Here is a 13,268-nt window from a genome sequence, read left to right as displayed (position 1 = left end):
CGCCCTCGGTCGTCGCCGGAGACGGGGGCTACGGCAGTGCTTCAGCCACCCGCGCCCACTCCTCGACCTCACTCCAACGGGGATGATCCGCGAGATGCGCGGCCAGCGGCCTCACCGTGGCGAGCAACCGTCGGATCATCCGAAGCTCCAGGATCCGCTCACGGAACGTCAGGATCTCGTCCGGTTTCACCTCCCGCCACCACGAGGCCGACCTGTCGGCCTCCTCGACGGACATGGGCATGGCGGCAAGCGCGCGTTCGAGCACGGCCTCGGGGTCGAGCAATGCGACACCGGCGCACGGCCCCATGTGGTCCAGGAGCCAGGACCGCAGCCAGAGGTCCCGTAGCAGCCACTCGTTGCCCTGCTCACCGACGGACCGCTCGGCAGCCGCCAGCAGCGCCGCCCACGCGTGCCCGACCTCGCCCCACTGCTCCTCGGTCAGCCAGGTCGGCCCCTCCGGGCGGACCTGGAGCCGGGCGGCGAACTGCTGGGCTGCGGCCATCCACTGGCTCACGTCTCCGTCGACCGTGGCGACGCCCGGCGCCGACCAGCGACGCACATGGCCGTCGAGGTCGAGCCGGTCGAGCTCCTCGAAGGCCCCGGTCACCCGAACATCACCCCCGCCGCCTCGAACATCTCCTTGCCGAGCTGTTCGGCACCGCCGCCTTCGGCCCTACGACCGGCAGGCAGGCTCCGACGCCGTCTACGCCGGTATGGCCGCGAACGATGCGGAGTCCGAAACCAGTACGGCGTGAAGAGCCAGGCTCCATGGAGAGGTTCAAGGCGGGTGGCTGCTGATCCCTCCCCACCCCTCGGCGAGCTGCTGCGGCAACCAGCCCAGGCCATGCGAATCCGAGGCGTCGTTCGCCGACGGGCACGAGCGCTGGGCGCTCTACCGTGCGGCAGTGGCGCCCCTGCTGCGCTGCCTCTGCTGTTCGAGGCCGTTTCCATGGAACCGGACAGTCCGCTCACCTCAGGGGTCGTCGGATGCGTACTCCCGCCTTCCGTGCGCATTTCTCAGCACGCCGGGCACGGGAACTCGGGGTCCCGGCCTCGCTCGAACGGGGCGCTCTGCCGGCCGAAAGCGGTCGGTGAACGCATCGCCGACTGATCCGACTGGCTCCGGCTGAGAGCCGTCCGTGCGCCCCCGGACAAGGAGAGCTACCGAACGGGACGAGGGCCCGGAGTGTAAGCTCACGGGCCCTCGTCAAGGTCATGCCTCGGAGACTTCTTCCACGAGGCTGCGCGCCAGGGAGTCGAAATGCTCCCTGAACGAGCCTGTCTCCTGGTGGAACCGCTCTTCCGAGAACAGCCGGTCGCGACCGTCCAGGAACATCAGCGGTGCGGCAGTCAAGGCACTATGGAGAACATGGAGTTCGGCGGCCGACAGCCGGAGTTCGAATGACTCGGTGTGTTCACCCGCGAACCGTGCGGCTAGTGAGTTCACGACTTCAGGGCCGACGCCGACCTGGACGGCAAGGGCTGCGGTCCCGAGGTTCCTGCCTCGCACCAGTTCCAGTGCACGGTAGAGGATGTCCGCCTGGTACGGGCTGATCCGGGCAACCACGTCCTTTCCGTCGCGGGTGAGCCGGATGCGCAGCCTTCTCATTCGGTCACCTCGTGGGCCTCAGTCTCGTACGCCCTGTATGCCGCATTACCGATGGCCAGCGCCAGGGCATCGAAGTTCTCTCGGTAGAAACCCAGCCGCACGAGGAAGGCTTCCTGCGAGAAAAGGCCCTCACTGGAGACGAAATGCGTGGCCGCGTTCGTCAGCGCGCTCAGCACTACGTGCAGCTCCTGCGGCCGGAACCGCACCTCGAAGGGTTCCGTCTGCGGGCCACTCAGCCGTGCCACGATGCCGTCGACCACATCCCGGCCGACACCGAGCAGCACACTGAGATACGCGTCCGTGGCATGGTCACAGCGCGCGTAGCTCAGTGCTTCCTGAAGGGCGCTTGCCTGGGACGCGTCGAGCCGCGCGACGAAATCGTCTCCGTCGCGGCTTAGCTCCAACTCCGTTCGCATTGGTTCTCCTCCTCCCGCTCGCTACTTTTTCGGCACATACCGGCCCGGAGTCATGAAGTCTGCCTTGGGCAGTTTGTAGCCGTGGATGAATCGGGCTGTGATGATGACGATCACACCCTTGTCGTCGTCGTAGGCGACCCCGTTACCCGTCCGCGAGTCCTTGTGCGTGGCCTTTCCGCGCCACTTCTGGAAGTACTCGGCCATGGCTGTCAGATCCCGGCCGACACCCGGGATGTTGTGATCGCCCGCTTCCTTGCTGCCTCCCTGCATCCGCTTCCACTGGTACTCGATGCCGTCAGCCACGTCCGCCCCGTACTTCTCGTCGAGCTTGTCCAGAATCTCGTAGGACAAGTTCTGCAGCGGGTCCAGGTCGCACATGTCCGGCCCGTCGTCGCCCGAGGCGGTTGCCTCGGACACGGAAATGGACGCCGAGGTGAAGGACGCCGCCCCCGAGAGCGCCACCGCCTTCGCAGACTTCTTGCGCACACAGGCCGGCAGGTCCGGTTCCTTCTTCGCCTTTTCCGCCAGCTTGCGTAGCTTGTCGAGCGTCTTCTTCGCCTTCGCCGACTTCTCGAAGAAGCCGACGACTCCTGAGGAGATCCGGATGATCGCCTTGCCCAGGGCGGGGATCTTGGCGAGCGGGACGGCCGCGCCGATCGCGTTGGCCAGGGTCCACAGACAGCTCTCGACGTCGCCCTTGTTCAGGCAGTTCTTCAGGTCGGTCCAGCCGATGTAGTCGAGGAGGATCTCACCGCCGTTCTGCTTGACCCAGTCCAGCAGGTTCATGGACGCCAGGTCGCGCGCCGCACGGTACTGGTCCACGCACTCCTGCCCGCACATGCGCAGCAGGGCCGCCTCCTCATCGGAGGACAGGGCCGGGCCGACGTCGGGCGCCTTCTCCGAACGCTCCTTGCGCAGTTCCGCCAGCCGCTTGCGCTCCGCCTCCTCGGCGCGGGTCGCGGCAGCGTCCGCCTCCCTGGCCGAGCCCTCTGCGTTGGACGCCGCCGTCTCGGCCTTGGTGGCGTCCGACTCGGCATAGGTCGCGACCTGATCCGCCGCCGACGCGTCCTGCTCGGCGCTGGTGGCCGCGGAGCGGGCGCTCGACGCGTCCCTCTCGGCCTCCGTGGCGTCGCGGTCGGCCTGGGCGGCCGCGGACTCGGCGTCGTTCGCGGCGAAGTTGGCGTAGAAGGCGTCGGTGCCCGCCTGCTCGTCGTACTTCTGGGCGTTCGCGTCGGCCTTCTTCGCGGCTGCCGCGTCGGTCGCCGCGGCGGCCGCCGAAGCGTTGGCCGCCGCCGCGGAGTTGACCGCCTGCACGGCGTAGTCCGCGGCGTCGGCCGCCGCTTGGAGGGCGATCTTCGCGTCGCCTGCGGCCTTGTCGAAGAGCGCCTTGGCCTGCGCCGCCGCCTTCTTCGCCTCGTCCGACTTGGCCTTGGCCGCGCTGGCCTGCTGCTCGGCGAGGGTCTTGGAGGTCTGGCCGATCAGGACCGCGTACGCCGCCGAGGTGTCGCTCTCGCGGTACGGGGAGCCGATGCTGATCGCCTCGTCGGCCGCCTTGGTCACCGCGCTGGCGGCATCCCGGGCGCCCTGCGCGTACTGCGCCGTGGCGGCGGCGTAACCGGCGGTCTTCGCCGACCAGGCGGCCGTCTTGGCGGACTCGGCCACCGCCGCGGTGGCCTCCTTGCGCGCGGTGATCGCCGCGGCCTGGGCCTTCTTGGCCTCGGCGTCCGCCTTCTTGGCGTTCTCCTTCGCCGACGCCGCGGCATCGATCGCCTCGGCCGCTGCGGCGTGCGCGGTGACCGCGGCCGCGTGAGTCTTCGCGTACGCCGACTGGGCCGCCTCGGCGGCGGACCGGGACCGCTTGGCCGCCCCCTCGGCACGGGTCGCCGCCGCGCGGGCGTTCACCGCCGCGGTGCTCGCCTCGTTCGCCGCCGTACGGGCCCGGGTCGCCGCGCCCGCCGCCTCGTTGGCGGCGGTACGGGCCTCCGTGGCCGCCTGCCGTGTCTCGCCCGCGGCCTGGGTGCCGTCGGCCGCAGCGGCTGCGGACTCCAGCGCGGCCGCCCGGGAGGCGGTGGCGTTCTTCTCCTGCTCGGCCTTGACCGCCCGATTGCGCGCGGTGAACGCGCGCGCTTCGGCATCCTCCGCCGCCGCCAGCTTCTCCGTCGCCGTCGAGCCGGCTGCCTCCGCGGCCGTGCGGGCCTGCCTGGCGTTGTCCTGCTCGCCCCGTGCCCGCTCCTCGGCGGCGTTGGCCTTCGCCCGCTCGCTCGCCGCGATGTCGCGCTCCCGCTCGGCGGTGGCCTTCTCGGCCTCCGCGATCCCGCGCTGCCGCTTCGCCTCGGCGGCCTGGGTCTTGGCGGTCTGCTCCGCCTTCTCGGCGGTTGCGCGGGCGGTCTTCGCGGTGGCGGCGTTGGCCGCGGCCTCCGTGGCCAGCTTGGCGGCGGACTCAGCCGCGGCCTTCGCCTGCGCCTTGGCCTCCAGCGCCGCCGTCTTGCGGAACTCCGTGTTCAGTGCGTGTGTCTGGGTCTTCGCCAGCGCCAGCAGCGTCTGGGAGTCCGCCACGGTGGCCTTCGCCGCATTCGACGCCGTCAGCGTGGCCTTCGCCGCAGCCTGGGCCGCAGCGGCAGAGGCCTTGGTGACCTGCACCGCCTGCTGCGCGTACAGCAGACCCCGGCCGCGCGGCAGCCTGGCCGCGTCGGCGATCGCCCACGCCTTGGACTGCTGAGTGCCCGCGGTCTCCGCCGCCGTCTTGGCCCGGGCGGCCGCCGCGTCCGCCACCGCGACCTGCTTGGCCGCGGCTGTCTTCGCGGCGTTCAGATCCGCCGTAGCCTTGGTGAACTGAGCCTTCGTTGGGTAGTTGAGGGCGTCCTTGTGCGCCGTCCAGTACTTCTGCCAGTAGAGGATCTGGTCGGCGAGCCAGGCCTGCCGGACCGTCGCCCCACACACGCACGACTGTGCCCCGCCGGGTTCAACGCCCAGCGGGGCACAGTCTTCTGCGGCTCCCGGAAAAGTTCGGGGGTGAGGTCAGTCGGTGGTGTACTGGCGCATCCCGGGCACGGTCAGCGTCCCGCCGTACTGGGCGGCCTGCTGGACCGTCACATTGGTGAAGTAGATCAGCGGGATGTTCAGCGGCGGGGGGCTGTCCGGGCTGAACGTGACCGGGATCAGCCCCAGCAGGTTGCCGGAGATGCTCTCGGTGTACATGATCGTCTTGTCGCCGGTGATCGTGGACGGCTTCATGCCCTTGCCCGCCTGCACGTGGTACGTGGTGCCCTGCTCGGTGACGATCTGGTGGAGGTCACCGATCTCGGTGCCGCCGGAGATGACGTACTTCAGCACCTTCTTGGTCTTGCCGCTCGCGGTCCTGACCTTGACGACACCCTGGTAGTCGGCTCCCTTGAGCAGCAGCGAACTGGCCTTGAGGGTCCAGGCGTTGTCCGCCACGGTCACACCGGGCTCGGTGTCGCCGACGTCGTCCGTGGCGGCCGGGCAGTCCTCAGGGTCCGTACTGGAACTCGCCGACGGGCTCGGGGAGGCCGTGGCGTCCGCCGCCGCCTCCTCGGCCGCCTTGGTGGCGTCCTCCACGGCCTTGCTGGTGTCCTTCGCCGCCTCGGACGCCGAGTCGGTCGTGTCCTTCACGGTGTTCTTCACCGTGTCGGTGACTTTGTCGGTCGTCTCCTTGACGGTGTCGCCCGCAGTGCCGCCCGCGCTGTCGTCGGCGCTCTTGGACGCCGAGGCCGAGGGGGTCGGCGTAGGGCTTGCGCTGGACGCATCGCCGGACCCGGAGCCGGAGCCGCCCGTGAAGATCCCGGTGATCGCGTCGCCGATCTCCGTCAGCAGGTTGCCGTCGTCGCTCGCGGAGGGCGACGGGGACGGCGTGGCGGTGGCGGAGCCGCCGGAGCCGGAGGAGGAGCTCTCCCCCTTGCCGGCGGAGGCGGACGCCGAAGGCGTGGGCGTGGCGGCCTTGTCGTCGGAACCCGAATCCGACGAGGAGGAGCCGTTCGAGCCCGAGCCGGAGTCCGACCCCGAGCCGGAGGAGGCCGACGGGGACGGAGTCGCCGTGGTGTCACCGGTGGACGGGGACGAACTCGCCGAGGCGGACGGGGACGCGCTGCCGGTCAGTGCCGCGACGCAGTCCTTGTACTCGTCCGCCGTCAGGCTCTTCGCGGTCGGCGCGTCGTCGGCCAGCGCGAGCGTCGGCGTGAACCCGATGCCCATGAGCACGGCCGTCGGCATCGCCGCCATGGCTATCGCCTTGCCGGCCGGCATGTGGAACCTGTTGAACAGCGGCTTCTTGGGTGCCGCGTGGCGGGGCCCGGATCTCGCACGGGACGCGTCCACGTCAGCCCCGTGGGTCACCTCGTCAGCCGGCACTGTGCCTCCCGTTCGCCCCGTTGACCGGGCTCGTTCCTGACAGATCGTTCGGCTCGCCCACCGGGTTCACCGGCCGCAGGAGCGTGGTGTCGTAGTCCGTGGCCTCGGGCGCGTCGTCCTCACCGGTCGTGTCCTGCGCGGCCGGCTCCTTCGCGGGCCGTGCGCCCGGTGCCCACGCCACGGCCATCGCCCCGCCGAACAACGCGAAGAGGAAGCCGACGATGAAGCCGCCGAAGTTGGAGACGGGGAGGGACACCAGCCCGAGCAGGATCGCCGCGATACCCGCGAAGGTGCGTACGTGCTTCTGGAACCAGAGGGTGAAGCCCAGGACGACAAGCAGGACACCGATGATCAGGGATCCTGCGCCCGCCGTGGTGGCCATGGCCAGGGTCAGGCCACCGAGCTGGATGTGCGCGTACGGGAAGTACATGATCGGAACGCCGCTGATCATGACGAACAGCCCCGCCCAGAACGGGCGGGTGCCCCGCCAGGCGCGGAACTGCTGCCTCCGGTGGGCGAACTGGCCGGGCGCGGCAGGACTCTCGGCGCTCATGGAAAACAGCTCCCTGGTGCGGCATTGCTCTTGATGAGGGTGTATCGCGAAGAATGTGGGGGATCCGAAGGCGGCGGGCCAGAGATGGCAGGCGGGGGACAGTAACGGCTCCCCCGCCCGTCACTGAGCGCCTAGTAGCACTCGACCTTCTTGCCCGAGCCCCAGTTCAGCTCCATGTGGAGGCCGGAGAGCTTGAAGCTGCCGGCCGTGGTGGCCCACGCCGTCTGCTCCACATTGGTCAGTTCGGCCTTCTTGGCCTGCTGAGCGAACCCGAACGGGCTGGACTTCTCCCCGTCCGCGGTCTTGGGCTTCGGGGTGTTCCCGCTGGTGGTACCGGCCGGAACACCGATGTTGATGTCCGAGAACACGGCCTCTGTCGAGTCGAGTTGAGCGACATCGATGTAGATGTTCTCGGCTTCTACAGCCTTGCCCTTGTCACCGGCGGTCAGCTTCAGGGTGACCGACGTGTTCAGGAACGGGACCGGGGTGACCACGGACTGACACATGTTGGTGATTTCGGCGGTGCCGAACGCCGAAACCGACACCGGGTGCGCCTGGTCCTTGCCATCAAGACCCTTGCCCGAGTCGATGGCGCCGTACTGGTTCATGTCGTAGCCGACGAGCTTGCCGGCTTTGACCTTGAACTCCTGCCCCGACACACTGAACGACGCGGCAAGCGCGCCCTGTGCGAGGGCGACACCTATCACCGCCGTGGCGGCAACGCTGGGCACCATCACCACAGCGAACCGCTTCCATCTTGTCCCGCCACGCACCTGGGACTCCATATTTCCTCCTTCTCGGACGTACATCTCCTGGCCCTGACTGCCGCCTGTCGAAAGGCGGCTCAGCCGGGCAGGGATGGGAGAAGTGCTACGTCCTCGGGAAGGAGAGCGCCCGCCCTCGGAGGCGCGAACCGCGCACCGATCACCGGCGATCACCCCCGAGCGACACAACCACTGGTCGCGCCTGACACGCATCACGCACAACCTTGCTGGACAGGCTTCGCCGGATGGGCGAAGACCCCCCTGTCCAAGAGCCGGCGCACCTGCCGCCGGCTCTGCTCGGTGGGGACCCACGGAATCCCTTGCCCCGACCGGCTGTCGGGGTACGGGAAAGGACCGAGCGTCGCCGATCGTGGTGCATTCTCGCCGCCCGCACAAGGGGCTTCGTTACTCGGTAGTAACGGGCGGATAACCGAACAACGACCCGCTGATCTCGGTCGGCGACGCTGGGTGGCAACCAGGGGGATGACAAAGCAGTTGATCGATGGACAGAACCCGACAGATCAACGCCTCTGGCTTACTGGAAGTAACAGCGGCCGCAATTGCCAAGTTTTGGCAAAGTGCGGCCGCAGTGGTCTCCCGACGGCAAATTTTTCACTCCGGCATCACATGGCGGAGTGTTTAGCAACTGGTCAGAACAGGGCGCGGGACAGGGCCCTGCGCGCCGCCGCCACCCGCGGGTCGTCGGCACCGACGACCTCGAAGAGCTCAAGGAGCCGCAGCCGTACGGTGTCTCGCTCGTCGCTCGCCGTGCGCCGCACGGTGTCGATGAGCCGCCCGAAGGCGTCCTCGACATGCCCGCCGACCAGATCGAGGTCGGCGGCGGCGATCTGCGCCTGCGCGTCGCCCGGCTTCTCGGCCGCCTCCTTGCGCACCTGTTGCGGGTCGAGGCTCTGCACCCGGTGGAGCAACTCGGCCTGGGCGAGCCCCAGTTTGGCCTCGCTGTTACCGGGGTCGTCACTCAGTACGTTCTTGTACGCCTGGACGGCACCGCCGAAGTCCCCGGCGTCCAGGGCGCGTACGGCGGCTTCGAGGAGGGCGTCGTACGGGCCCGCCGGCACGGCCGCGGGCTGCGGGGCGGCGCCCGGCTCGGCGTCCGGGTCGACGGCGAGGCCGGTCAGTCCGAAGCGCTGCTCGGCGACCTGCACCAGCTGGTCCAGGGTCTGCTGGATCTGCTCCTTGCCGGCCGCGCCCTGGAAGAGCGGCAGGGCCTGTCCGGCGACAACGGCGAACACGGCCGGGATGCCCTGCACCCCGAACTGCTGCATCAGCATCTGGTTGGCGTCGACGTCGATCTTGGCGAGGAGCAGGCGTCCGTTGTACTCGACGACGAGCTGCTCCAGCACCGGGCTCAGCTGCTTGCAGGGCTCACACCACTCGGCCCAGAAGTCGATGACGACCGGGACCTCGGTGGACCGCTGCAGAACCTCGCGTTCAAAACCCGCCTCGTCTACGTCGATGACGAGATCGGCCGGGGAGACGGCCCCCGGGCCGCCACCGTGCCGGGCCGCTTCGGCGCGCGCCTGCTCCGCCTTCGCCTTGGCCTCCTGGGCCGCTTTCACCGCGGCGAGGTCGACGACCCCGCTCATGGACATGTTCCGTGGCTGCATGCGTCTATCCTCCCCCGTGAGCGCGCGTCTGTGAAAAGCATGGTGAAAGCCGGTCGTGCGGCACGGTCCTGACGCCGGGTCCCCACCCCGCGCCGTGCGCGCCGCCGCTCGCGTACGTCCGTCGCGAGCTTTCGCTACGAGTCGTAGCGTAATGGCACCGAGTGCCTGCCTGGTACCCCTCCCCGGTGATCTCTCTCACTGCGACTCGAGAACGGCCGGTTATGGTCGGAGGATGCAGAGCAGCACCCCCGCCCCCCGCGCCGCGGGCCGCCCGCGCAGCGCCGCCGCGGACACCGCGATCCTCGCGGCGACGAGGGCGGCGCTGGTCGAGCTGGGCTGGTCGAAGCTGACGCTGGGAGATGTGGCTACCCGTGCGGGGGTCGCGAAAACCACCCTCTACCGGCGCTGGGCCGGCAAGAACGAACTCGTCGTCGACGCGGTGGCCGAACTCTTCGACGAGCTGGAACTCCCCGACAGCGGGACCCTCGCCGCGGACATCGAGGGCGTGGTCCTCCAGTTCGCGGCGATCCTGGCGCGTCCGGAGGCGAAGAACGGCCTGATGGCGGTGGTGGCGGAGTCGTGCCGCGACGACGCACTGCGCGAACGCATCCGGTCGTCGATCGTCGACCGGCAGAAGCGGCTGGTGCTGGAGGGCCGGGAACGCGCCCAGGCCCGCGGCGAACTCCCTGGGCAGGCGGACCCCGTCGAGGCGGCCCGCACGGCCGACCTGATCTTCGACATGGTGGCGGGGGCGGTGGTCCACCGCACGCTGGTCAGCGCGGAACCGGCGGACGCGGCGTGGGTCCACGGCTTCACCCAGGTGCTGTTGACGGGTTTGACGGGGACGGGTCCGGCGGGGACCGGCATGGAGTGAGGCGCATGGAGTGAGGCACGCGGGTGAGCTCAGAATCCCGCCGGTTCCGTGTACACCCCCCACTCCTCCCGCAACACCCCGCAGATCTCCCCGAGCGTCGCCTCCGCCCGCACCGCGTCCAGCATCGGTCCGATCATGTTGGACCCGTCGCGGGCGGAGGCGAGCAGGCTGTCCAGGGCGGTTCGTACGCCGGTCTCGTCCCGGGCGGCCCTACGACCGCTCAGCGCCCGCACCTGCTCCCGCTCCACCTCGTGGCTCACCCGCAGGATCTCCAGGTCGCCGGTGACCGACCCGTGGTGGACGTTCACCCCGACGACCCTCTTCTCGGCCTTCTCCAGGGCTTGTTGGTACCGGAAGGCCGCCTCCGCGATCTCGCCGGTGAACCACCCGTCCTCGATCCCCCGCAGAATCCCGGACGTGATGGGCCCGATGGGATGCCGCCCGTCCGGATGCGCCCTGAGCCCCCGCTCCCTGATCTGCTCGAAGATCTTCTCCGCGTCCGCCTCGATCCGGTCCGTCAGCTGCTCCACGAACCACGAACCCCCCAGCGGATCGGCCACGTTGGCGACCCCGGTCTCCTCCATGAGCACCTGCTGAGTCCTGAGCGCGATCTCCGCGGCCTGCTCGCTCGGCAGCGCGAGGGTCTCGTCCAGGGCGTTGGTGTGCAGCGAGTTGGTCCCGCCCAGCACCGCCGCGAGCGCCTCCACCGCCGTACGGACGACGTTGTTGTACGGCTGCTGCGCGGTCAGCGAGACGCCGGCGGTCTGGGTGTGGAATCGCAGCCATTGCGCCTTCTCGGACCGGGCCCCGTACACGTCCCGCATCCACCGCGCCCAAATGCGCCGCGCCGCACGGAACTTGGCGATCTCCTCGAAGAAGTCGACGTGCGCGTCGAAGAAGAAGGACAGCCCGGGCGCGAACACGTCGACGTCGAGCCCGCGACTGAGCCCCAGCTCGACGTACCCGAACCCGTCCGCGAGCGTGTACGCCAGCTCCTGCGCGGCCGTCGAACCGGCCTCACGGATGTGGTACCCGGAGACGGACAGCGGCTTGTAGGCGGGGATGCCGGCCGTGCAGTACTCCATCAGGTCGCCGATCAGGCGCAGGTGCGGCCCGGGCTGGAAGAGCCACTCCTTCTGCGCGATGTACTCCTTGAGGATGTCGGTCTGGAGCGTGCCGTTGAGGACGGACGGATCCACGCCCTGCCGCTCGGCGGCGACCAGGTACATGCAGAAGACCGGGACGGCGGGCCCGCTGATCGTCATGGACGTCGTCACGTCACCCAGCGGGATGCCCCGGAACAGGACCTCCATGTCGGCCGCCGAGTCGATGGCGACCCCGCAGTGCCCGACCTCGCCGAGCGAGCGCGGATCGTCGGAGTCCCGCCCCATGAGCGTCGGCATGTCGAAGGCGACCGACAGACCACCGCCCCCGTTGGCGAGGATCTTCTTGTACCGCTCGTTGGTCTGCTCGGCGTTCCCGAACCCGGCGAACTGCCGGATGGTCCAGGTCCGGCCCCGGTAGCCGGTCGGGTAGAGCCCGCGCGTGAAGGGGTACTCCCCCGGCCACCCGATCCGCTCGAAGCCCTCGTACCTGTCCCCCGGCCGCGGCCCGTACACCGGCTCCACGGGGTCCCCGGAGAGCGTGCTGAAGTCCGCCTTGCGCTTCCGCGAGGCGTCGTACCGGGCCTGCCAGCGTCGGCGGCCCTCTTCGATGGCGTCAGCGTCCATACCATCGAAGTTACTAGGACGCCCAAGTAAACGTCGAAGAACGACCGCCGTACGCGTGCCGTACGGCGGTGGGGTTACGCCTTGACGGGCGCCGGAGACGCGTTGACGATCTTGCCCTCCAGCTCGTGGCTGATCTTCCGCTCCACGAAGAAGGCCGCCGTGGGAATCGTCCCGGCGAGCAGGACCCACAGCTGCTTGGGGACCGGCCACTTCGCCTTGGAGCCCAGGTCGAAGGCGAGGACGAGGTAGACGACGTACAGCCAGCCGTGCGCGATGGCGACGACGCGGGTGAAGTCCGCGGCACCGTCGATGTCGAGGCCGTACTTGGCGATCATGCTCAGGCACAGCAGGACCAGCAGCACACCGGTGACGTAGGCCAGGACGCGGTAGCGGGTCAGCACGCTCTTCTTCATGGCATTGAGCGTAACCGTCCGTTCCGGGAGATCTTGCCCCGGGTCATGCCCCGGGTCAGTCCTCGTCGAAGTCCCGCGCGGCGATCCTCAGCGGCCGCAGCATCGCGAAGATCTCCGCGCACTCCTCGGCGTCGTACACGCCGAGCCCGAAGTCCATCGCCATGAGGTCCCGCGTGGCCGCCTCGACGACCTCGCGGCCCTTGTCGGTGATGGAGGCGAGGGTGCCGCGGCCGTCGTTGGGGTTGGGGCGCTTGTCGACCAGACCGGACCTGACCAGGCGGTCCACGGTGTTGGTGACCGACGTGGGATGCACCATGAGCCGCTCGCCGATCTTCGACATCGGGAGCTCGCCGGCCTTGGAGAAGTTGAGCAGCACCAGGGCCTCGTACCGCGCGAACGTCAGCCCGTACGGCTTGACCACCGCGTCGACCTCGCCGAGCAGGATCTGGTGCGCGCGCATGATCGAGGTGATCGCGGCCATGGACGGCACGTTTCCCCAGCGCTGCTTCCAGAGTTCGTCGGCGCGGGCGATGGGGTCGAAGGGAAGACTGAGCGGCTTCGGCACGGCACCGACCTTACCGGCCGGTCACATCGTGGTCAGCACCGTCTCGCCTTTCAGACGGTGCGTGCGAGTGCGGGTGCGGGTTCGGGTGCGGGTTCGGGTGCGGGCCGGTGGGGGCGGGCGTTGTGCGCAGTTCCCCGCGCCCCTGAGTGCCTGCGGCGCAACTGCGGCCTCGGTGGGGGCTTGTGTAGCGCGTGCGGTTCGGTGGGTGGGTCGGTGCCGGGGTGGGGGGCGTCCGTCCTCGGTCCGGCGGCTCGGTCCCTTTGAGCAGGGCTCGGTAACGGACGCCGGCCGCTGCGGGCGGACACCCCCCACCCCGTCCCCTGCCCGCCGTACGCGGCCAACCGCCCG

Annotated in this window: 12 protein-coding genes; 1 reads left to right on the top strand and 11 read right to left on the bottom strand. The window is 69.6% G+C overall.

Features of this window, described 5'->3' with window-relative positions; genetic code table 11:
* Window positions 1-28 precede the first annotated feature (28 nt).
* The 8 genes from ACGFWE_RS39615 to ACGFWE_RS39580 all read right to left on the bottom strand — a co-directional run bounded on the left by ACGFWE_RS39615 (window position 29) and on the right by ACGFWE_RS39580 (window position 9,338).
* Window positions 29-607, bottom strand: coding sequence for a hypothetical protein (locus ACGFWE_RS39615; protein ID WP_393605115.1), 579 nt, complete (start codon window positions 605-607; stop codon window positions 29-31).
* Between the two features lie 606 nt (window positions 608-1,213).
* Window positions 1,214-1,609 carry a hypothetical protein gene (locus tag ACGFWE_RS39610; protein WP_393605113.1) on the bottom strand — a complete coding sequence of 132 codons (396 nt, stop codon included), beginning with the start codon at window positions 1,607-1,609 and terminating at the stop codon, window positions 1,214-1,216.
* Window positions 1,606-2,025: a hypothetical protein gene (locus ACGFWE_RS39605; protein ID WP_352392142.1), complete on the bottom strand. Its 420-nt coding sequence runs from the start codon at window positions 2,023-2,025 to the stop codon at window positions 1,606-1,608. The genes ACGFWE_RS39610 and ACGFWE_RS39605 overlap by 4 nt, the downstream gene beginning before the upstream one ends.
* 21 nt (window positions 2,026-2,046) lie before the next feature.
* Window positions 2,047-4,965: a hypothetical protein gene (locus tag ACGFWE_RS39600; protein ID WP_393605111.1), complete on the bottom strand. Its 2,919-nt coding sequence runs from the start codon at window positions 4,963-4,965 to the stop codon at window positions 2,047-2,049.
* 78 nt (window positions 4,966-5,043) lie between these two features.
* Window positions 5,044-6,393 (bottom strand): hypothetical protein, encoded by a 1,350-nt coding sequence (locus ACGFWE_RS39595; RefSeq protein ID WP_393605109.1) that lies wholly within the window; start codon window positions 6,391-6,393, stop codon window positions 5,044-5,046.
* Window positions 6,383-6,946 carry a DUF6114 domain-containing protein gene (locus ACGFWE_RS39590; protein ID WP_352392145.1) on the bottom strand — a complete coding sequence of 188 codons (564 nt, stop codon included), beginning with the start codon at window positions 6,944-6,946 and terminating at the stop codon, window positions 6,383-6,385. Before ACGFWE_RS39590 ends, ACGFWE_RS39595 begins: the two co-directional genes overlap by 11 nt.
* Before the next feature lie 131 nt (window positions 6,947-7,077).
* On the bottom strand, window positions 7,078-7,731 hold the full coding sequence (locus tag ACGFWE_RS39585; RefSeq protein WP_352392146.1) for a DUF6230 family protein: 654 nt from the start codon (window positions 7,729-7,731) through the stop codon (window positions 7,078-7,080).
* 629 nt (window positions 7,732-8,360) lie between these two features.
* Window positions 8,361-9,338, bottom strand: a complete 978-nt coding sequence (locus tag ACGFWE_RS39580; RefSeq protein WP_393605107.1) for a tetratricopeptide repeat protein — start codon at window positions 9,336-9,338, stop codon at window positions 8,361-8,363.
* Between the two features lie 232 nt (window positions 9,339-9,570).
* Between ACGFWE_RS39580 and ACGFWE_RS39575 the strand changes: the two genes are divergently transcribed.
* The gene (locus ACGFWE_RS39575) at window positions 9,571-10,212 is read left to right on the top strand and encodes a TetR/AcrR family transcriptional regulator (RefSeq protein WP_352392148.1); all 642 of its coding nucleotides are present in this window, start codon (window positions 9,571-9,573) and stop codon (window positions 10,210-10,212) included.
* Window positions 10,213-10,241: 29 nt separating this feature from the next.
* On the opposite strand, the gene ACGFWE_RS39570 is transcribed toward ACGFWE_RS39575, so the two are convergent.
* The 3 genes from ACGFWE_RS39570 to ACGFWE_RS39560 form a co-directional block, all read right to left on the bottom strand.
* The gene (locus tag ACGFWE_RS39570; protein ID WP_393605105.1) at window positions 10,242-11,942 is read right to left on the bottom strand and encodes a methylmalonyl-CoA mutase; all 1,701 of its coding nucleotides are present in this window, start codon (window positions 11,940-11,942) and stop codon (window positions 10,242-10,244) included.
* A gap of 74 nt (window positions 11,943-12,016) precedes the next feature.
* Window positions 12,017-12,355, bottom strand: coding sequence for a DUF3817 domain-containing protein (locus ACGFWE_RS39565; RefSeq protein WP_393605103.1), 339 nt, complete (start codon window positions 12,353-12,355; stop codon window positions 12,017-12,019).
* A gap of 55 nt (window positions 12,356-12,410) precedes the next feature.
* Complete coding sequence (locus tag ACGFWE_RS39560) at window positions 12,411-12,920, bottom strand: MarR family transcriptional regulator (protein WP_352392151.1); 510 nt, start codon at window positions 12,918-12,920, stop codon at window positions 12,411-12,413.
* Window positions 12,921-13,268: the final 348 nt, after the last annotated feature.

The organism is Streptomyces sp. NPDC048523, assembly GCF_043199815.1.
Taxonomy (GTDB): domain Bacteria; phylum Actinomycetota; class Actinomycetes; order Streptomycetales; family Streptomycetaceae; genus Streptomyces.
The sequence above is the reverse complement of the archived record's forward strand: the minus strand, read 5'-3'. Positions and strand labels throughout refer to the sequence as shown.